This window comes from Rhodococcus sp. B50 (assembly GCF_013602415.1).
GTDB lineage: Bacteria > Actinomycetota > Actinomycetes > Mycobacteriales > Mycobacteriaceae > Rhodococcus.
This window is the reverse complement of record NZ_WPAG02000002.1, coordinates 3,677,264-3,697,588: the sequence shown is the minus strand read 5'-3', so window position 1 is coordinate 3,697,588 and position 20,325 is coordinate 3,677,264. Positions and strand designations below refer to the sequence as shown.

Below are 20,325 nucleotides of genomic sequence, written 5' to 3'. Positions count from 1 at the left end.
AAAGGCACCCGCACCGTCGCGGATGAGCGGATACTGGCGATGTCGAAGGTATCGGGCACCCGGCCGATACCCGTCTACGGCAGTAGATGGCCATCAGCGCTGCTGGTCGTCGGTGCTATCGCATCAACGAAGGCTAGGTATGACTCATCTTCCCGGGCCTCGAGGGCTCTACCACCCGGCGAACGAGCACGACTCCTGTGGCGTCGCGTTCGTCGTCGACATGCACGGTCGTCGCAGTCGCGACATCGTGGAGAAGGCGATCACCGCCCTGGTGAATCTCGAACACCGCGGTGCAGCGGGAGCGGAGCAGAACACCGGCGACGGCGCCGGCATCCTGATCCAGGTCCCCGACGCCTACTTCCGTGAGGTCGTCGACTTCGATCTTCCCGCCGAAGGCGCGTACGCGACCGGTATCGCGTTCCTGCCCAAGGACGCGACCAAGGCCGACGCCGCAGCCGCCGAGGTCGACCGCATCGTCGCGGAAGAGGGGCTCGAGGTGCTCGGCTGGCGCGAGGTGCCGATCGACGAGTCCGAGCTGGGTTCCATGGCCCAGGACGCCATGCCCACCTTCCGGCAGATCTTCATCGCCTCCGGCGCCCGCGCGCTGACCGGCCTCGAACTCGAGCGCCGCGCGTACGTCGTGCGCAAGCGCACCGAGCACGAGCTCGGCCACCACGGCGCGGGTGAGGACGGTCCCGGCAGCGAGACCGTCTACTTCCCGAGCCTGTCGGCGTCGACCTTCGTCTACAAGGGCATGCTCACCACGCCCCAGATGAAGGGCTTCTACCGCGACCTGCAGGACGAGCGCGTCGTCTCGGCCCTCGGCCTCGTGCACTCGCGCTTCTCCACCAACACGTTCCCGTCGTGGCCGCTCGCGCATCCTTTCCGTCGCGTTGCGCACAACGGTGAGATCAACACCGTCACCGGCAATGCCAACTGGATGCGTGCCCGTGAGGCACTCATCGACACCGAGGTCTTCGGTGGCCGCGACAAGCTCGAGAAGATCTTCCCGGTCTGCACACCGGGCGCGTCCGACACCGCACGTTTCGACGAGGTGCTCGAACTGCTGCACCTCGGTGGCCGCAGCCTGCCGCACGCCGTGCTCATGATGATCCCCGAGGCGTGGGAGCGCCACGACTCGATGGATCCGGCCCGCCGCGCGTTCTACGAGTACCACGCGGCCCTCATGGAGCCGTGGGACGGACCGGCCTCGGTGTGCTTCACCGACGGCACCGTCATCGGCGCGGTGCTCGACCGCAACGGTCTGCGCCCCTCGCGTGCCTGGGTCACCGACGACGGCCTCGTCGTCATGGCTTCGGAGGTGGGTGTGCTCGACATCCCCACCGAGAAGATCGTCAGCAAGCGCCGCCTGCAGCCGGGCCGCATGTTCCTCGTCGATACGGCCAAGGGTCGCATCGTCGAGGACGAGGAGATCAAGCGCGAGCTCGCCGCCGAGCATCCCTACGAGGAGTGGGTCGCAGGCGGCGTGACCCGCCTCGAAGATCTGCCCGAGAGCAAGTACACCTACATGTCGCACGAGCGTGTGGTGCTGCGTCAGCAGGTGTTCGGTTACACCCGTGAAGAGGTGGACCTGCTCGTCAAGCCGATGGCCGCATCCGGCGCCGAGGCGCTCGGCTCGATGGGCACCGACACGCCCATCGCCGTGCTGTCGTCGCGTCCGCGTCAGCTGTTCGACTTCTTCTCGCAGCTGTTCGCCCAGGTGACCAACCCGCCGCTCGACGCGATCCGCGAGGAGATCGTCACCAGCATGGGCGGCATGCTCGGCCCCGAGGGCGACCTGCTGAACCCCACCGAGGCGTCCTGCCGGCAGATCCTCATCGGTGCGCCGGTCATCGACAACGACGACCTGCAGAAGCTCATCCACGTCAACGACGAGAAGCAGTTCCCCGGCTTCAACAGCGTCATCATCCGCGGCCTGTACCCGGTCGCGGAGGGCGGTGAGGGTCTGCGTCGCGCACTCACGTCGATCCGCGAGCAGGTCTCGCAGGCCATCGAGAAGGGCGCACGCCTGATCGTGCTGTCCGACCGCGAATCCGACGAGAAGCTGGCACCGATCCCGTCGCTGCTGCTCACCTCCGCGGTGCACCACCACCTCGTCCGCGAGAAGACCCGCACCCAGGTCGGTCTGCTCGTCGAGGCCGGCGACGCCCGCGAGGTCCACCACATCGCCGCCCTGTGCGGTTTCGGTGCGGCGGTGGTCAACCCGTACATGGCGTTCGAGAGCATCGACGAGCTGCTGCAGAACGGCGACCTGCCCGAGGGCACGACCCTCGACAAGGCCATCGCCAACTACATCAAGGCGGCCTCGAAGGGCGTGCTCAAGGTGATGTCCAAGATGGGCATCTCCACGCTCGCCTCCTACACGGGTGCGCAGCTGTTCCAGGTCATCGGCCTGTCGCAGGAACTCGTCGACGAGTACTTCACCGGTCTGCAGTCGCAGCTCGGCGGCGTGGGTCTCGACGAGATCGCCGCGGACGTCGCGGCCCGCCACCGCACGGCCTTCCTCGACCGTCAGTCCGAGCGCGCGCACCGCGAGCTCGAGGTGGGCGGCGAGTACCAGTGGCGACGCGAGGGCGAGTACCACCTGTTCAACCCGGACACGGTGTTCAAGCTCCAGCACGCGACCCGCACCGGCCAGTACTCGATCTTCAAGGAGTACACGAAGCTCGTCGACGACCAGTCGGAGCGGCTCGCGTCGCTGCGCGGTCTGTTCGAGTTCAAGGAGGGCGTGCGTCCGCCGGTGCCGCTCGACGAGGTCGAGCCGGCGAGCGAGATCGTCAAGCGCTTCTCCACCGGTGCGATGAGCTACGGCTCCATCTCGGCCGAAGCGCACGAGACCCTCGCGATCGCGATGAACCGTCTCGGCGGCCGCTCGAACTCCGGTGAGGGCGGCGAGCATCCCAGTCGTTTCACCCCGGACGAGAACGGCGACTGGCGGCGCTCGGCGATCAAGCAGGTCGCCTCGGGTCGTTTCGGTGTCACCGCGCACTATCTGACCAACTGCACCGACATCCAGATCAAGATGGCGCAGGGCGCGAAGCCGGGTGAGGGCGGTCAGCTCCCGCCGCACAAGGTGTACCCGTGGGTCGCCGAGGTGCGCGGCTCGACGCCGGGCGTCGGCCTGATCTCGCCGCCGCCGCACCACGACATCTACTCGATCGAGGATCTCGCGCAGCTGATCCACGACCTGAAGAACGCCAACCCGCAGGCCCGCATCCACGTGAAGCTGGTCTCCGAGCTCGGTGTCGGCACGGTCGCCGCGGGTGTGTCGAAGGCACACGCCGACGTCGTGCTCATCTCCGGTCACGACGGTGGCACCGGCGCGTCGCCGCTGACCTCCCTCAAGCACGCGGGTGCTCCCTGGGAGATCGGTCTCGCCGAGACCCAGCAGACGCTGATGCTCAACGGCCTGCGCGACCGCATCGTCGTGCAGGTCGACGGCCAGATGAAGACGGGCCGCGACGTGATCGTCGCCGCGCTCCTCGGTGCCGAGGAGTTCGGTTTCGCGACCGCACCGCTGGTGGTCTCGGGCTGCATCATGATGCGCGTGTGCCATCTCGACACCTGCCCCGTGGGTGTCGCGACGCAGAACCCGGTGCTGCGCAAGCGGTTCACCGGCAAGCCCGAGTTCGTCGAGAACTTCATGCTGTATATCGCCGAAGAGGTGCGTGAGTACCTCGCCGAACTCGGCTTCCGCAGCCTCGACGAGGCCATCGGTCAGGTGGACGTCCTCGACACCCGCAAGGCCGTCGAGCACTACCGCGCGTCGAAGCTCGATCTGTCGCCGCTGCTCGAGAAGGTCACCTCCCCGATCTTCGGCGAGCAGGACATGTACTGCACCAAGGAGCAGTACCACGCCCTGGACAAGGCGCTCGACAACGAGCTGATCGCAAAGGCGCAGCCGGCTCTGGAGTCGGGTACGGCGGTCTCGTTCGACACCCCGATCACCAACGTCAACCGCACCGTCGGCACGATGCTCGGCCACGAGCTCACCAAGAAGTACGGTGCGGAAGGGTTGCCGGACAACACGATCGACATCACCTTCACGGGTTCGGCCGGCAACAGCTTCGGTGCGTTCGTCCCGCGCGGCATCACGATGCGGCTCAACGGCGACGCGAACGACTTCGTCGGCAAGGGCCTGTCGGGTGGCCGCATCATCGTGCGCCCGCCGCACAACGCCGCCGAGGGCTTCGTGCCCGAGGACAACATCATCGCCGGCAACGTGATCCTGTTCGGTGCCACGGCCGGTGAGGTCCTCATCCGCGGCATCGCAGGTGAGCGCTTCGCGGTCCGCAATTCCGGAGCCACGGCCGTCGTCGAAGGCGTCGGCGACCACGGCTGCGAGTACATGACGGGTGGCAAGGTCGTCATCCTCGGCAAGACCGGCCGCAACTTCGGTGCGGGCATGTCCGGTGGTGTCGCGTTCGTGTACAACCCGGACAAGGACTTCGAGAACAACCTGAACACCGAGCTGGTCGACCTCGAGGATCTCGCGGGTGAGGACTTCGCCTGGCTCAAGGGCGCCGTCGAACGGCATCGTGACGAAACGGGCTCCGAGGTTGCAGCCCGCATCCTGGCCGACTGGTCACAACAGGTCAGCCACTTCGCGAAGGTCATGCCTCGCGATTACAAGAAGGTACTCATGGCTATCAAGGACGCCACCATCCGTGGTGCGAACGTGGACGAGGCGATCATGGAGGCAGCTCGTGGCTGATCCCACCGGTTTCCTCAAGCACGGTTCCCGCGAGACCCCGGTTCGCCGGCCCGTCCCGCTGCGACTCCTCGACTGGAAGGAGGTCTACGAGCCGTTCCCGCTCGAGACCCTCCAGACCCAGGCGAGCCGCTGTATGGACTGCGGTATTCCCTTCTGCCACAACGGTTGCCCGCTCGGAAATCTCATCCCCGAGTGGAACGACCTCGCCTACAAGGGCAAGTGGGAGGACGGCATCGAGCGTCTCCACGCGACGAACAACTTCCCCGAGTTCACCGGCCGGCTCTGCCCGGCGCCCTGCGAGGCGTCGTGCGTGCTCGGTATCAACCAGGACCCGGTGACCATCAAGCAGGTCGAGGTCGAGCTGATCGAGAAGGCCTTCGACGAGGGTCGCGTCAAGCCGGTCCCGCCGTCGCGGCTCACCGGCCGCAAGGTCGCGGTTGTGGGTTCCGGTCCTGCGGGACTGGCTGCGGCACAGCAGCTCACACGTGCCGGCCACTCGGTGACGGTGTTCGAGCGGGCCGACCGTATCGGCGGTCTGCTCCGCTACGGCATCCCCGAGTTCAAGATGGAGAAGCACTTCATCGACCGCCGTCTCGCACAGATGGAGGCCGAGGGCACCGTCTTCAAGCCGGGCGTGAACGTCGGTGTCGACATCACCGCCGACGAACTGCGCGAGCAGTTCGACGCGGTGGTGCTCGCCGGTGGCGCGACCGTCGCCCGTGATCTGCCGATCCCCGGCCGCGAACTCGACGGCATCCACCAGGCGATGGAGTTCCTGCCGATCGCCAACCGCGTGCAGCTCGGCGACCTGCCCGCCCCGACCATCACGGCCGAGGGCAAGAAGGTCGTCATCATCGGCGGTGGCGACACCGGTGCCGACTGCCTCGGCACCTCGCATCGTCAGGGTGCGGCCAGCGTCCACCAGTTCGAGATCATGCCGCGTCCGCCGGAGCAGCGTGCCGACTCGACCCCGTGGCCGACCTATCCGCTGATGTACCGCGTCTCCTCGGCTCACGAGGAGGGCGGCGAGCGTGTCTTCTCCGTCAACACCGAGGAATTCCTCGGCAAGGACGGCAAGGTCACCGCGCTGAAGGCGCACGAGGTGAAGATGGTCGACGGTCGCTTCCAGAAGGTCGAAGGAAGCGACTTCGAGCTCGAGGCCGATCTGGTGCTGCTCGCGATGGGTTTCACGGGCGCCGAGAAGCCGGGTCTGCTCACCGATCTCGGTGTCGACTTCGACCAGCGCGGCAACGTCGCCCGCTCGACGGAGTGGGCCACCAACGTCGACGGTGTCTTCGTCGCCGGCGACATGGGACGCGGACAGTCGCTCATCGTCTGGGCGATCGCCGAGGGTCGCGCGTGCGCCGCTGCGGTGGACAGCTTCCTCGAGGGCGAGTCGGCACTGCCGGTGCCGATCACGACCAGCACTGTGCCGCAGCGCTGAGCGCTGGATTGTGCCGGCTGAGCGCTCCAGCGTCGTAGCGCTCCACTGCTCGTATTCACGATTCGGGGGGATCCAGCCCCGTTTTCCGGGGGTGGATCCACCGAAGTCGCCTTCGGCATCGCCGGGCGCGCTGCGCTTGTGACATTTCCGTGTCGCCGGGCGCCGCAACCGTTATGGTTCTGCGCATGACGGCTACGAGACGTGCACTGGCAACGGTCGTGATGGGTGCGGGTGCCGTCGTGGCCGCCGTCGCGGCGGCTCCTGCAGCGGCCGCCGGCCCTGCGGACGCATGCATCCGGAACGGCGGCGGCCTGGTCTCGGTCGACGGAGCCGAGCCTGTCCCACCGGTGTTCGGCTTCGACGGCCCCCGGCTCCTCGGTCTGCAGGGCGGCGCCGGCAATGCGTGCATCACCAACGTCGGTCCCGGCGCGGTGACCGTCACGCACCCCGAGGGACGCGTCCCTGGCCGCACGGAGGTCTCCACCGCGCTCGTCGAGATGCGGGTCGACGGCGGCCTCGGCAACGTCGCGGTCACCAATGTCGGTACCGGTGCGGTCACGGTTCACCGCACGGAGGTCACGCCCGAGCCCGCCGCAGCTCCCGCACCGGCGCCGATTCCCGGGATGCCGGAGATGCTCCTCGACGCGGGATCCGACGGCGTGTTCGTCACCAACCTCGGGACGGGAGGCGTCACGGTCGTCGACCGTGCAGTCGCGCCGGCGGAACTTCCGGCACCCCCGCCGCCTCCGCCGGGCGCGGTGATCACCGATCCGTTCAGCGGAAACATCTACGTGACAAACCTCTTCGGGCCCGACATCGTCGTCGCGGAGCCTACGCCGACCGCCGGTGGGAGCGTGGTCGAGCGTCCCGTGCCGGGGACCGCGATCGACTACGGGACGGGCAACGTCTTCGTGACGAACATCGGCGGGGGACAGGTGACCGTCGTCCGCGGCTGACACCGCTCGAACCGTCACCACAACGTTCCGGACTCGGATCCATCACATCCAGTTCACGAGTATGTCATTCTTCTACTCGATACTGCCGGGGAGGACACGGCACCAGGACAGTAGCGGGGCGGGGACATGGCTATGAGAAGAGTGTGGGCGGCAACGGTGGCCGCGGTGGCGGCGTGCGCATCAGTATTCGTGGCAATGCCTGCGGCGCAAGCGAATCCGCCGGGCTGTCCGACGTTGAATGTGATCGCGGTGCCGGGAACCTGGGAGACCTCCGACACTCCCGACCCTGCTCGCGGAAACGGCATGCTCGCTCAGGTCACGTCCGGGCTTCCCGCCGGGTCCCGCGTCGACTACGTCACGTATCCGGCCACGGCCTTCCCCTGGGAGGGCGACGTGTACGCAGCCTCCCGCAACCGCGCGGTCGACAATGCCCGCGGCATCATCGCGGCGACGGCCGAGCGGTGCCCACTCACCAACTTCGCCCTCGTCGGATACAGCCAGGGTGCCGACGCCGCAGGCGATCTCGCCGCCGAGATCGGCACCGGCCTGGGGGTGGTCGGTCCGCACCGCCTCGTCGCGGTGGGCCTGCTGTCAGACCCGCGTCGCTCCGAACTCGACCCGTTCGTCGGCCCGCCCGTCGCCGGCACCGGTGCGGGAGGCGCCCGTGCGGGAGGCTTCGGATTCGTAACGCCCAATGTGCGCACCATCTGTGCGGTGGGCGACCTCTACTGCTCGACTCCGCCGGAGGACTTCGTCACGCGACTGGCCGGCTTCCTCGCCATCTCGGCGGGAAGTCCGTTCGAACAGCTCGAGAACTACCGCGACGAGGCGACCACCCTCTACAACGACGTCATGACCGCCGGCGGCATCCCGATGCTGCAACTACAGCTCACGCCCGAGGCGAACGAGCTGCGCGAGACGAAGATCCGCACCTTCTACGAGTCGCAGATCCACCAGGACTATTCGAACTATGTGGTCGACGATCGCGGAACCACGGCCACGCGGTGGCTGCGCGACTGGATCGCCTCGAAGGCCTGACCACCGCCCGCCCTGTCGACTTCGCACAGTCAGTCGATGTCGAATCGGGCGCCGACACGCATGACACGGGGCGCGAAGCGCATCAGCCACTTGCGGATCTTCGCGCCCGGAGCGACCGTCACCACGGGCCGGTTGTGACGGACCGCTCCGACGATCTCCTTGGCCACCTTCTCCGGCGCGATGTGCAGGCGCCGGTACATCGCGAGCGTGCGGGTGCGACGCGCGGCCCGCATATCCCGGTTCGGCGCGACGTACTCGGTCGCCCGGACGAGGTTGGTGTCGACCAGGTCGGGGCACACCACGGTCACTCCGATGCCGTGTTCGAGCAACTCGGCGCGCAGGCACTCCGACAGCATGAACACCCCGGCCTTGCTCGTCGAGTAGGCGGCGAGATTGCGTTGCGGCATGAACGCCGCCGCCGACGAGACGTTGACGATGTGCCCGCCGGCGCCACGTTCGGTCATCTGTTCCGCGAAGGCGCGGCAGCCGTACACCACGCCCCAGAAGTTCACGTCCATCACGTGCTCGAAAACGCTCTGCGGGGTGTCGGCGAACGCGCCGATGACACCGATGCCTGCGTTGTTGACGAGCACGTCCGCGACGCCGTGCCGCTCGCGGACGGTCTGAGCGAACTCCCGGACCTGATGTTCGTCGGAGACGTCGAGTTCGTAGGCGTGAGCGCCGCCGCCGAAGACGGCCTCCGAGCCCCCGGAGCCGGGGGCCGGGACGTTCACGAGCGCCACCGTCTCATGGGCACTGTCGAGATCCTTGTCGGCGACGACCACGATGGCGCCCTCGGCGGCGAAGGCCAGGGCGGCGGCCCGTCCGATCCCGCTACCGCCGCCGGTGACGACGACGAGGGTGCCGGTCAGGTCGCGCAGACGGCTGCGTAGTGCAGCGCCGGCGCGCCAGCGGCGAATCTGCGCGGTCCGAGAGGTCACTCCACCATCGTGACGCATTCACCGCGGGTGGTCAGTACAAGAGAGGTCAGTACAGGAACTCGCGATAGAGCTCGCGCTTGCCCGGCTCGGCGTCGGCCGGAATCTCGATGGAGTGGAGTTCGGCGTGCATGTCGCGCATCGAGGGCACCGCCGCGCGGTCGGGAAAGGTCGACGGATCCCACAGCTTGGCGCGGAGCAGTGCCCGGGCGCAGTGCAGGAAGACCTCGTCGATCTGCACGATCACGGCCAGCTGCGCCGGCTTGTTCTGCAGCGACAGTTTCTCGAGCAGGTCCGGGTCGGTCGAGAGGGTGGCGCGGCCGTTGATCCGCAGCACCTCCTCGTCGCCGGGGACGAAGAACAGCAGCCCGACGTGAGGGTTCTCGAGAATGTTCCGGTAGGAATCGGCGCGGCGGTTGCCGGGCCGGTCGGGCAGCGCGATGGTGTGGTCGTCGAGCACGAGTACCGCCGACTCGAGATCACCGCGCGGAGAGCAGTCGCAGTTGCCGACGGCGTCGGCCGTGGCGATCGTGAAGAACCGTGCCAGCGACAGGAAATGCCTGATCAGCGGGGTCAAGTGGGGTCGTGCCTTGTCGACGATCGCCGGGTGCGGAATGCCCAGGACGGCCTCGAGTTCGTCCTGTGTCCGTATACCGCCCTGTACGAGCTCGTCGATCCTGTCCGCATCCATCCGGTGCCACCTCCGGCGGTGACCGTATCAATCCTGCACGGGAAGATCACGTCGGCGTTCTGGTCCTGCCTGTTCAGGACATTGCGCGTCGAACCGTCACGCTCGGACCCGCAGGGTGTCGCGCACGTGTCCCGTCTCGTTGATCGAGGCGACGCGGCGCGCACCGCTGCGTGAGACGAGGATGCGGGTCACCGACGCGTACTCGATGGGGAACATCAGCGGCCGGGGCAGGTCGAGCAGGTGCTGCAGCACGATGTTCACCACCCCGCCGTGGACGAACAGCGCCACGGTCTCGGAATGGTCGGACGTGTCCACCACGTCGTCGATCCCTCGCAGCACGCGGGTGCGGAAATCGTCCGCGTCGACGAAGTCGGGCAGGTGACCTGCCAGGATGCGCTTGTACGCGGCGGGTGCGACGTCCTTCGCGGCATCGATGGTGAAGTAGTGGTCGTGCCCGTAGTCGTACTCGGCGATGTCCTCCCTCGTCTCCACGTCGAGGCCGCGGCGTTCGGCGACGGGTTCCGCGGTCTGCAGGGCCCGCAATTGCGGGCTCGAGAACAACCGCGTGATGTTGTAGGGCGACAGCGCGTCCGGCAACCGTGAAGCCTGGAGGCGACCGGACTCGGTGAGCGGCGGGTCGGCGACGCCGGTCTCGGCGCGGGCGTTGTTCGGCTCGGCGTGACGGATCAGGAGTAGCTGCACGACCTCACGATGCCAGGTGCCCCGGTTTCACGTGAAACCACCCGTCAGGAGCGCCTCGGCCTCGTGAAGGGAAACGCCAGCGACTCGCGGATGCTGCCGCCGAGTACGAGCATCACGATCCGGTCGACACCCATGCCGAGACCGCCGGTGGGAGGCATCGCGTACTCGAGTGCTTCGAGGAACTCCTCGTCGAGCTCCATCGCCTCCTCGTCACCGCCCGCGGCGAGCAGCGACTGCTCGGTGAGGCGGGCACGCTGGTCGAGGGGGTCGGTGAGTTCGCTGTAGGCGGTCCCCAGCTCGACACCCCACGCCACCAGATCCCACTTCGCGGCGACACCCGGCTTGCGGGGATGCGGCCGCGTCAGCGGCGACACCGAGGTCGGGAAGTCGGTGTAGAAGGTGGGGAAGGTCGTCTTCGATTCCACGAGGTGCTCGTACATCTCCTGCGCGGTGGCACCGGCATCCCAGGCAGGGTTGTAGGGGATCCCGTGCTCGTCGCACAGGCGTCGCAGGACCTCGACGGGAGTCTGCGCGTCGACGAACGTCCCGAGCGCCTCGGAGATCGCGTCGTGGAAGGTCTCGACAGGCCACTCGCCGGAGATGTCGATCTCGACCGGGGTGCCGTCGGGCCCGGGCCGCAGGATGATCTCGCGTCCGTGCGCTGCCCGTGCCGCCGCCTGGATCAGTTCGCGCGCGACGACCCGCATCTTCTCATAGTCGCTGTGCGCCTCGTATGCCTCGAGGATCGTGAACTCCGGGTTGTGCTTGAAATCCGCACCCTCGTTGCGGAACACGCGGCCGATCTCGAAGACCTTCGCCATGCCGGCGACGCATAGTCGTTTCAGATACAGCTCCGGGGCGATCCGCAGGTACAGGTCGGCGTCGTAGGCATTGATGTGGGTGACGAACGGTGCCGCGTTCGCACCGCCGTGTACCGACTGCAGGATAGGGGTCTCGACCTCGAGATAGCCACGGGCCTGCAGTTCGTCGCGCAACGATCGGACCACCGCGCTGCGCGCCGCGAGATGCTCACGTGCCCCGCGGTCGACCGCGAGATGCAGATAGCGCTGCCGCACGCGGGCTTCGGGATCGACGAGGCCGTGGTACTTGTCGGGTAGTGGGTGCAGGCACTTGCCGTCGATGCGCCACGAATCGGCGAGCACCGAGATCTCCCCGGTGCGGCTGCGTCCCATCTCCCCGGAGACCTCGACGAGATCGCCGAGGTCGAACAGGAAGCGTTGCCCGGCAACACGTTGCCGGTCGACGAGAATCTGGATGTCGCCCGACCAGTCGCGCAGCACCGCGAACAGCACACCGCCGAAGTTGCGGATGCGCAGGAGCCGTCCCGCCACGGTCACGGCGGTGCCGGACTTCGCGACCCGAGCCTCGTCAGCGGTGTGGGTCGGAGGATGCGCAACCGGATAGGGGTCGACCCCGTGCTCGACGATCCGCTGCAGGGTGTCCATACGTATCCGGACCTGCTCGGGACGGCGGCGCCCGTGCGCGGCGACCGGTGTACCGTCGCCGAGCTTGCTGTCGGGTGCGCTGCCGTCGTCGTGCAGTGCGGCCGCGACTTCCTGGTCCTCGGGGAACGCCGAATGTGTTCCCGTGTGTTGCCGGGTGTTCCGGCGGCCGAAGGTGGGAAGGGTGAGGAAACCCTCGGCGATCGCCGAGGCGAGCGCGACCCGCGGGATGAGCCGGTTGTCGCGGAAACACAGGAAGCGCGGTACCCACTCGGGGTGATACTTGACGTTGGACCGGTACAGCGCCTCGAGCTGCCACCAGCGGGAGAAGAACAGCAGGATCGACCGCCACAACCGCAGGATCGGGCCGGCACCGATCCTCGCGCCCTCCTCGAACACCGATCGGAAGACCGCGAAGTTCAGCGAGATCCGCTCGACGTCGAATTCGGCGCCACGTGAGGCGAGTTCGGACACCATGAGTTCGACGACCCCGTTGGGGGCCTGTGGGTCGCGGCGCATGAGGTCGAGCGACGCCCCGTCCGCTCCCCACGGCACGAGCGAGAGCATCGCGACGACCTTGCCCTCCGAGAACGCTTCGACGAGCAGACAGTCGCCGTCGAGCGGATCGCCGAGCCGGCCGAGGGCCATCGAGAATCCGCGCTCGTTCTCGGTGTCGCGCCAGGCCTCGGCGCGTTGGATCGCGGCCGACAGCTCGATGGGTGACAGCTCGCGGTGGCGCATGATCCGTGCGGTCACACCGTGTTTGCGGGCACGGTTGACGGCCTGCCGCACGGGCCGCATGTCGCGTCCGGCGAGACTGAAGTCGCGGGTGTGCAGGACGGCTTCGTCGCCGAGTTGCAGCGCGTTCAGGCCCGCACGGTGGTAGGCGGTCGCACCGTCCTCGCTCGCTCCCATCACCGCGGGTGTCCATCCGTAGGCGCGTGCGAGGTCGAGCCATTCCTCGATCGCGTGCTGCCACGCCTCGGGATTGCCGATCGGATCACCGCTCGCGAGGCACACCCCGAGTTCGACGCGGTAGGTCACCGCGGCCTTCCCGCTGGGTGCGAACACGACGGCCTTGTCGCGGCGGGTCGCGAAGTAGCCCAGCGAATCGTCGCTGTGGGCGAGCAGGCCGCGGATGGCGGACTCGTCGCTGCCGGTGAGCGCGTTGCTCGCTCGCTGTGACCGGAACAGGACTACGGCGGCCGCGAGGACGGCGAGCGCGCCGAGCAGGCCGAGCAGCGTGTTGACCAATCCGTTCGGCCGGCCGCCGAACTGGTCGTTGTCGATGAACGTCAGTGCGGTGACACGGTTGAGCGCCCACAGGAACCGGTCGGGAGCGGGCAGGCTGCCGGGGAACAGTTCCACCAGTCCCCAGCCGATCAGCGTCGCGACGACCAGACCGCCCACGAGCACACCGAGTGCGGCCCAGACGTTTCCGCGCCGCACCCGTGTGTAGAACTCGGGATAGGACAGCAGCAGTACCGCGACCAGCACCAGGTGGACGACCAATGCGACGAGGTGGTTCGGATCGCGCTCGACGATGCTCATCACGAGATTCGTGATGGTGAACCCGCCGAGGTAGATCGTCAGGATCCACCACGCGATGCGTTTGCGGCCGGCGATCGCACCGGCGAGCAGACCGATGACCAGAGCGAACGACAGGCTCGTATCGGGAGCGTCGAAGTAGTACTCGTCGATGTACTCGCGAGGAATGTGGATCCAGTAGCGCAGGGTCGGGGAGATCGACCACAGCGCCACCACGAACGCGTAGATGCCCAGTATCAGGCCGACGATGTGCGGTACGGCGGACAGACGTCCGCCGATGCGGTCGGTCAGCGACGGCCGGGAGGGTGGTCGGGCGTCCTCCGCCGGACGCGGGCGCTCGACAGGAGCGGTGGAATCCGCAGACATGGAACAAGACGGTAACGGGCAAACGCGGCAGCCGTGGGACGAACGGCCGCGGGACCGGATCACACATCCTGTCCCGCGGCCGTCGTTCGTGCAGCTACGGACCTGTCAGGAGCGGCACACAGCCTGTGCGTTCATGAGCGCGATGCTCCTGCGGTGGCCACGTCCTCGGTCGGATCCGGCTCGGACGGCTCGGTGCGGGCGAGCGTGCTCGGCCACCAGATCTTCTTGCCGATGTCGATCGACAGGGCCGGCACCACCAGCGACCGCACGAGTAGAGCATCGAGCAGGACACCGAAGGCGACGATGAACGCCAGCTGGGCCAGGAACAGCAGCGGGATCACCGCCAGCGCCGAGAATGTCGCCGCGAGCACCACGCCGGCGGACGTGATGACACCGCCGGTGACGGTCAGGGCCCGCAGCGTGCCCGCCCGAGTGCCGACCTTCTTCGTCTCCTCACGGACACGGGTCATGAGGAAGATGTTGTAGTCGATGCCCAGCGCCACGAGGAAGACGAATCCGAACAGCGGCACGACCGGGTCGGCGCCGGGGAACCCGAAGACGTGGTTGAACAGCAGCGACGACACACCGAGCGTCGCCGCGAACGACACGATCACGGTGAGCATCAGCAGAATCGGCGCGACGAGCGCACGCAACAGCACGATGAGCACGAGCAGCACCACGAGCGTCACGGCCGGGATGATGACGGTGCGGTCGCGGGTCGCGGTGTCCTTCGTATCGAGATCGACGGCGGTCGGACCACCGACGAGAGCCTCGGCGTCGGGCACGGTGCGCACTGCCTCGCGGATGCGTTCGACGGTCTCCTCGGCGGCGAGGGAATCGGCCGGATCCGACAGCGTGGCCTGCACCGCGACGAGCCCGTCGATCACGCGCGGCGCTCCGTCGGGACCGGGGACGGGCTGGACGGTCGTCACGCCCTCGACACCCTCGGCCGCCTGGACGACACCGTCGAGCGCGCCCGCGCGGGCGACGACGATGCTGGGCGAACCGGTGCCGGCGTCGAAGTGCTCACCGAGCACCTCCTGGCCGGACTTCGAATCGGTTTGCAGCAGGAACAGATCCGACGATGCGACACCGCTCGCCTTGAACTGCGGTGCCAGCAGTGCGAAGGCGACGAGGACGAGGCTGCACACGATCCAGATCGGGCGCGGCTTCGACCCGACGAAGGCAGCGACCCGGCCCCACAGCTTGTGGGACTTCTGCATGTCCTCCGCATCGGCATTCGCGTCGTAGACCGGGCGGGTGGGCCAGAACGCCACGCGGCCGAGCAATACGAGGGCGGCGGGCAGGAAGGTCACCGATGCGAGGAACGACGTGGCGATGCCGATAGCGGCGACGGGACCGAGACCGCGGTTGGAGTTCAGGTCCGACAGCAGCAGGCACAGCACGCCGAGGATGACGGTGCCGGCCGAGGCTGCGATCGGTTCGATCGAGCCGCGGAGCGCGCTGCGCATCGCGGCGTACTTGTCCTGCTGCAGTCGCAGCTCCTCGCGGTACCGGGAGACCAGCAGCAGCGCGTAGTCGGTGGCGGCACCGAACACCAGGATGAACATGATGCCCTGGCTCTGGCCGTTGAGCGCGATCGTTCCGGCATCGGCGAGCACGTAGACGAGCAGGCTCGCGAGCGCGAGTGCGAACAACGCCGAGATGATGACGACGAACGGCAGGATCGGGCTGCGGTAGACCACCACCAGGATCACGAGGACGACACCGCCCGCGACGAGCAGCAGCAGTCCGTCGATCCCACCGAAGGCCGACGACAGGTCGGCGGCCTGGCCGGCGGGCCCGGTGACGTAGACGGTCAGGCCGTCCGGTGCACCCTCGAGCGAGGTCCGGAGTTCTTCGACGGCGTCCTGGACCTCCCCGGAGGCGTCGAGCGGCACGATCATCTGCGCCGCTTCACCGTCCTCCGACGGGATCGGGGGCGGGCCGGCGGATTCGGTGGCGAGGAAGGCGAGATCCTGGTCGGTGATTCCGCCCTCGCGCTCGGCGACGACGATCGCGGGGATGAACTCGCTCTCGTTGAACTGCGCGTACAGCTCGTCGGCGCGCGTCGATTCCGCGGACGCGGGGAGGAACGAACTCGCATCGGTCGATGCCACTTCGCTGAGCTTGCCGGCGAACGGGCCGCCGCCGCCGGCGGCCACGAGCCACGCGATGAGCAACAGGGCGGGTAGCAGCCACCGCCATCGGCCGGTTCTACGTGGGGGCGCGGTAGCAGTGCTCAAGATTCCTCCTGGCGTGAACGGATATGTCGACACTAGATTATTCAGCGTGCTGAACGATGGGGGTGAAGACGACCTCGACGAGTGGCCCACCGGACGCCTGCTGTCCACCGCGGCCAGGCTCGTCGAGCAGGCCTGGGAACAGTCGTTGCGACGACGAGGGCTGACCCACGCGGGGGTGATCGCCCTGCACGCGGTGGCCCACGCGCCGTTGTCGCAACGACAGATGGCGCGCGCGTGCCGGGTGACCGACCAGACCATGAGCCGGACCGTCGATCATCTCGTCCGTGGCGGTTTCGTCACGCGCGCGATCGACCCGGAGGACGAGCGCCGCATGCGGGTGGAGATCACCCCGTCGGGCGTGGACGCCTACCGGCGTGTGATCGAACTCGAGCGCGACGACGCGACCGGTGGCGACTCTCCGGTCGCGGTCTCGGACCCGGCGACCCTGCGCAGGCTCCTGCTCGAGATCGTTCGTTCCCACAGCGCTCCTCGTGACAGCCCGCGGAATACCCATGACCGGGAGATCCCACCCCTTCACGGGGTGTGAGCCGGCCCCCGCCCCGGAAAACGGAGAGATTTGCCGGATGAGCGCGCGGTAGGGTGCCGCATGGTCTCCGCCCACCGGACCCACGCCGACGTCGTGTCCGCATTGCGAGCAGCCGGTTGCGTGTTCGCGGAGGAGGAGGCGCAACTCCTCCTGGAAGCCGCTCGCACGCCCTCGGATCTGGAGCGGCTGGTCGCGCGGCGGGTGTCCGGCGAACCCCTCGAACACGTGCTGGAACACGTCTTCTTCCACGGCAGGCGCATCGCGGTGCGGCCCGGGGTGTTCGTCCCTCGTCGACGCACCGAGTACCTGGTGGACTGCGCGATCGAACTCGCGCGACCCGGGGCCGTGATCGTCGACATGTGTTGCGGGTGCGGCGCGGTCGGCTCCGCGCTCGCCACCGCAGTGGAGGCATCCGAGGTCTACGCGGCCGACATCGATCCCGTCGCCACGGCCTGCGCGCGTCTGAACCTGCCGTCCCACAGGGTGTTCGACGGCGACCTGTTCGACGCCCTGCCCGCGGCGCTGCGCGGTCGCGTCGATGTACTCGTCGCCAACGCGCCCTACGTGCCGTCCGGGGCGATCGGATCGATGCCGCGGGAGGCTCGCTGCAGCGAGCCGCGTCGCGCGCTGGACGGCGGACCCGACGGTCTGGACGTCCATCGCCGACTCGTCGCGGACGCGATCCGATGGCTCACCGTCGGCGGGTCGCTGCTCGTCGAATCGGCGGCGGCGCAGGCACCCGTGCTGGAGAACCTCATCGCTCACGCCGGACTCGACCCGATCGCACGAAGTTCCGAGGAATTCGAGGCGACGGTCGTCATCGGCACCCGCCGATGACGTGATCGCTGCCGCGGACATGTCAGTCCAGCGGGAGCTGGGCGAAGATCGCGGTCGGCTGGGTCGACCCGCCCGTCGGCTCGACGCTGAAGGCGAGCGCGGTAGCGCCGGAGATGTCCTCGAGCACCGCCGTCGTGGACGGCGCGACATCGTCGGGCGTCATCGTGCCCGCCGGTTCCATGCCCTCGGGGCCGACCAGCCACATCTGATAGACACTGCCCTCGGCCGGTGGGGCGACGTTGTTCATCACCAGCACGCCCGCGTCCTCCTCCTTGGAGAACACCACGGTCGCGGTGCCGCCGCCCTCGAGCGAACCCGACGAGGTCTGTACGTCCTCGGCCGCGAACACCCGCTCGCTCGTGGCCGGCCCGGACGGTGCCGACCACTGACCGGCCACCACGACACCGCCCACCGCGACGATCACCGCAGCGGCCGCGGCGAGCAGGAAATTCCGGCGGCGGGCCCGGCGACGGTCGTCGAGGGACACCGGCGGAGGAAGGACGTCGTCTTCCACCGTCTCCGGTGCCTCGGTCGCTCCCGATGGCCCGGGTTCTTCGACGGGAGTCTTCGCGGTGAGCTCGGCGTGGACCAGATCGAGCAGTCGCATCCTGAGCTCGGCCGGCGGCTCGGTCGCGGTGCCGGCCGACATCGCCGCGAGAGTCTCGTGGATCTCGCGGACCTCGGCGGTGAATCGCGCGACCACCTCCGGATCGGCTTCCGCGAGTTGCTCGGCGATCTCCTGGCGCTCGCCGGGCGTAACGGCATCCAATGCGAAACCGGGTGCCATGTCGAGCAGATCGCGCGAGGAGTCGTTCGCCTCATTCGCCATCGACGGTCACCCCCAGACAATTCTTCAGTCGTTTCAGGCCGTCCCGGATGCGCGACTTGACGGTCGGCAACGGAGACGAAAGTTCTTCTGCCACTTCGGTGTAGGTAAAGCCTCTGTAGTAGGCGAGCTCGACCGAGCGTCGCTGCAGTTCGGTGAGCGAACCCAGACACTCGTTCACCCGGCGGCGGTCGTCGCGCTGCGCGACCTCCTCGCTCACCGAGTCGAAGGCCGCGTCGACGTTCGTCGAACCGTAGTGCGCCTCGCGGTCGGCTCCGGACTGTTCACTGCGGACCCGGTCGACGGCCCGCCGATGGGCGAGCGTGATGATCCACGACAGTGCGGAACCCTGATGCGGGTCGTACTTGTCCGCCGACCTCCACACCTGGAGGTAGACCTCCTGCGTGGTCTCCTCGCTGTAGCCGGGATCCCGGAGGACCCGCAGCACCATGCCGAAGACTCGGGAACGCGTCGCGTCGTACAGTTCGGCGAACGCCGTGGGGTCTTGCCGGGCCACCCGCTCGAGCAGTGCGCCGAGGGTATCGGTGTGGCCTCCGACGCCGGTCATCGGCTCAGTCCGCTCATCGGGGGAAAGCCTAGCCGGGACCTTCCCTCCGCTCAAGGCAACCGTGTCGACCACGAGCGTCACCCCATCCACATCCGAGCACGGAGGACCGTCGCAAGGTCGGCGGGCATCCGTTCGCCACTGACGGTCGCGGTGAACATGGGCACGCCGGGCCGCCGCAGGGCGACCGAGAGGGCGAACATGTCGCCGGCGCGGGTGATGATGTCGATCTCGTCCGAGCGGAGCGTGTAGCAGTGTCGTCCGCCCCGGCGTGTATGGATCTCCGCGACGACGCAGGCCAGCGAGCCGCTCGGATCGTGGCACCAGAACAGATTCAGCGGATCCGATCCGCGACCGAGACGCCGGATGTTCAGCAGCGCCGTGATCCGTCCTCCCGGCACCCTCACCCCGTCGGCGACGAGGTGGTCCTCGACGCGTCCGCGGAAGGTATCGGAATCGCTCGCGACGAAGTGGTCCCACGGATCGAACCGCGTCAGCATGCGCAGCCACCACGGTGACGACGGCGTCTCGTCGACGTCCATGACCCAGCTGAAGCCGCGATACTCGAGCGAGGGGCGCTCGGACGATCCCCGCGCGTGGCGCACGAAGGTGCGGTAGATCGCCGGCGTGACCACGACCCGGCCACCCGGGAACTCGACGTCGTCACCGATCATCGCGACTGCGCGGGGAAGGTCAGGATGCATGGTCGTCTCCGGGGCACGTGGTCGGTTTCCCCGACAGTGTGCACGTGAGGAAATCGGCCGTGGTGTCGGCCCACCACCGAGGGTCGGTGAGGAGGAAATGTCCGGCTCCGGGCAGGGGCCGCCACCGCGCGTGCACACCCCGGTCTCCCGCCGCCATCGCCTGGCTCTGGGCCATCCGGGGGTCGGTCCGGGTGTCCTCCGTGCCGTGCGCGACCAGCAGGTGCCGACCGGCAGGAATCAGATCGGCGTCGTCGGCCGGCCACCACGGCGCAAGGGCGACGAGGGACTCCACGCCGTGCTGGGCCGCGAGATGTGCGATCGCCCGCGCGCCCATCGCGTGCCCGACCAGCCCGAGCCGGACATCCCCACGGCGCCGCGTCACCGACTCGATCGCCCGCAGACCGTCGCGGACCGGGCTCATGTGATCGCCGTTCCATCCGCAATACCGATAGTCGACGAGATCGACCGCGATGTCGTACTTGCCCAGCCGTAGGCGCAGTGCGTCGGCGAACAGACGCATGCGCATCTGCGACATCTGCCACCGGCGGGGCGGTGTGGTGCCGACCGGACGCCCACCGGGCAGCACGAGTACGTGAGCCGGTCGGGGAGCCTCGACGTTGTCCATGACCTGCATTCGGAGCGGACCACGATGCGGATGGGTTCCGGGCGGATACCGATCCGGAAAAAATTCTTTCGATCACGACCCATCCGCACCGCCC

Annotated in this window: 15 protein-coding genes; 6 read left to right on the top strand and 9 right to left on the bottom strand. The window is 68.1% G+C overall.

Features of this window, described 5'->3' with window-relative positions; all coding sequences use genetic code 11:
• Positions 1-139 precede the first annotated feature (139 nt).
• The 4 genes from gltB to GON09_RS17380 all read left to right on the top strand — a co-directional run bounded on the left by gltB (position 140) and on the right by GON09_RS17380 (position 8,173).
• Complete coding sequence (gene gltB, locus GON09_RS17395) at positions 140-4,735, top strand: glutamate synthase large subunit (protein WP_213932873.1); 4,596 nt, start codon at positions 140-142, stop codon at positions 4,733-4,735.
• On the top strand, positions 4,728-6,179 hold the full coding sequence (locus GON09_RS17390; protein WP_213932872.1) for a glutamate synthase subunit beta: 1,452 nt from the start codon (positions 4,728-4,730) through the stop codon (positions 6,177-6,179). Before gltB ends, GON09_RS17390 begins: the two co-directional genes overlap by 8 nt.
• 185 nt (positions 6,180-6,364) lie before the next feature.
• Positions 6,365-7,135 (top strand): hypothetical protein, encoded by a 771-nt coding sequence (locus GON09_RS17385; protein WP_244865549.1) that lies wholly within the window; start codon positions 6,365-6,367, stop codon positions 7,133-7,135.
• A 195-nt stretch (positions 7,136-7,330) separates the two neighbouring features.
• The gene (locus tag GON09_RS17380; protein WP_213932870.1) at positions 7,331-8,173 is read left to right on the top strand and encodes a cutinase family protein; all 843 of its coding nucleotides are present in this window, start codon (positions 7,331-7,333) and stop codon (positions 8,171-8,173) included.
• A gap of 29 nt (positions 8,174-8,202) precedes the next feature.
• On the opposite strand, the gene GON09_RS17375 is transcribed toward GON09_RS17380, so the two are convergent.
• The 5 genes from GON09_RS17375 to GON09_RS17355 form a co-directional block, all read right to left on the bottom strand.
• A complete protein-coding gene (locus GON09_RS17375; protein WP_213932869.1) occupies positions 8,203-9,114 on the bottom strand; it encodes an SDR family NAD(P)-dependent oxidoreductase in 912 nt (303 codons plus the stop codon).
• Between the two features lie 46 nt (positions 9,115-9,160).
• Entirely contained in the window at positions 9,161-9,802 is a 642-nt protein-coding gene (locus GON09_RS17370) for an MSMEG_1061 family FMN-dependent PPOX-type flavoprotein (RefSeq protein WP_213932868.1), read from the bottom strand.
• A gap of 96 nt (positions 9,803-9,898) precedes the next feature.
• Complete coding sequence (locus GON09_RS17365) at positions 9,899-10,504, bottom strand: histidine phosphatase family protein (protein ID WP_213932867.1); 606 nt, start codon at positions 10,502-10,504, stop codon at positions 9,899-9,901.
• Between the two features lie 44 nt (positions 10,505-10,548).
• Positions 10,549-13,881 carry a bifunctional lysylphosphatidylglycerol synthetase/lysine--tRNA ligase LysX gene (lysX, locus tag GON09_RS17360; RefSeq protein WP_213932866.1) on the bottom strand — a complete coding sequence of 1,111 codons (3,333 nt, stop codon included), beginning with the start codon at positions 13,879-13,881 and terminating at the stop codon, positions 10,549-10,551.
• A gap of 131 nt (positions 13,882-14,012) precedes the next feature.
• Positions 14,013-16,127 (bottom strand): MMPL family transporter, encoded by a 2,115-nt coding sequence (locus GON09_RS17355; protein ID WP_213932865.1) that lies wholly within the window; start codon positions 16,125-16,127, stop codon positions 14,013-14,015.
• A gap of 46 nt (positions 16,128-16,173) precedes the next feature.
• On the opposite strand from GON09_RS17355, the gene GON09_RS17350 reads away from it, so the two are divergent.
• Both GON09_RS17350 and GON09_RS17345 read left to right on the top strand, forming a co-directional pair.
• Positions 16,174-16,674 (top strand): MarR family winged helix-turn-helix transcriptional regulator, encoded by a 501-nt coding sequence (locus GON09_RS17350; RefSeq protein ID WP_213932864.1) that lies wholly within the window; start codon positions 16,174-16,176, stop codon positions 16,672-16,674.
• 60 nt (positions 16,675-16,734) lie between these two features.
• Positions 16,735-17,511 (top strand): putative protein N(5)-glutamine methyltransferase, encoded by a 777-nt coding sequence (locus GON09_RS17345; protein WP_213932863.1) that lies wholly within the window; start codon positions 16,735-16,737, stop codon positions 17,509-17,511.
• Between the two features lie 22 nt (positions 17,512-17,533).
• Here GON09_RS17345 and GON09_RS17340 read toward each other — a convergent pair whose 3' ends face one another.
• The 4 genes from GON09_RS17340 to GON09_RS17325 all read right to left on the bottom strand — a co-directional run bounded on the left by GON09_RS17340 (position 17,534) and on the right by GON09_RS17325 (position 20,231).
• Positions 17,534-18,340 (bottom strand): anti-sigma factor, encoded by an 807-nt coding sequence (locus GON09_RS17340; RefSeq protein ID WP_213932862.1) that lies wholly within the window; start codon positions 18,338-18,340, stop codon positions 17,534-17,536.
• On the bottom strand, positions 18,330-18,905 hold the full coding sequence (locus GON09_RS17335; RefSeq protein WP_016932294.1) for a sigma-70 family RNA polymerase sigma factor: 576 nt from the start codon (positions 18,903-18,905) through the stop codon (positions 18,330-18,332). The genes GON09_RS17340 and GON09_RS17335 overlap by 11 nt, the downstream gene beginning before the upstream one ends.
• 77 nt (positions 18,906-18,982) lie before the next feature.
• Positions 18,983-19,606, bottom strand: a complete 624-nt coding sequence (locus GON09_RS17330) for a DUF1365 family protein (RefSeq protein WP_213932861.1) — start codon at positions 19,604-19,606, stop codon at positions 18,983-18,985.
• Positions 19,596-20,231 (bottom strand): alpha/beta hydrolase family protein, encoded by a 636-nt coding sequence (locus GON09_RS17325; protein ID WP_244865547.1) that lies wholly within the window; start codon positions 20,229-20,231, stop codon positions 19,596-19,598. Before GON09_RS17325 ends, GON09_RS17330 begins: the two co-directional genes overlap by 11 nt.
• Positions 20,232-20,325 lie beyond the last annotated feature (94 nt).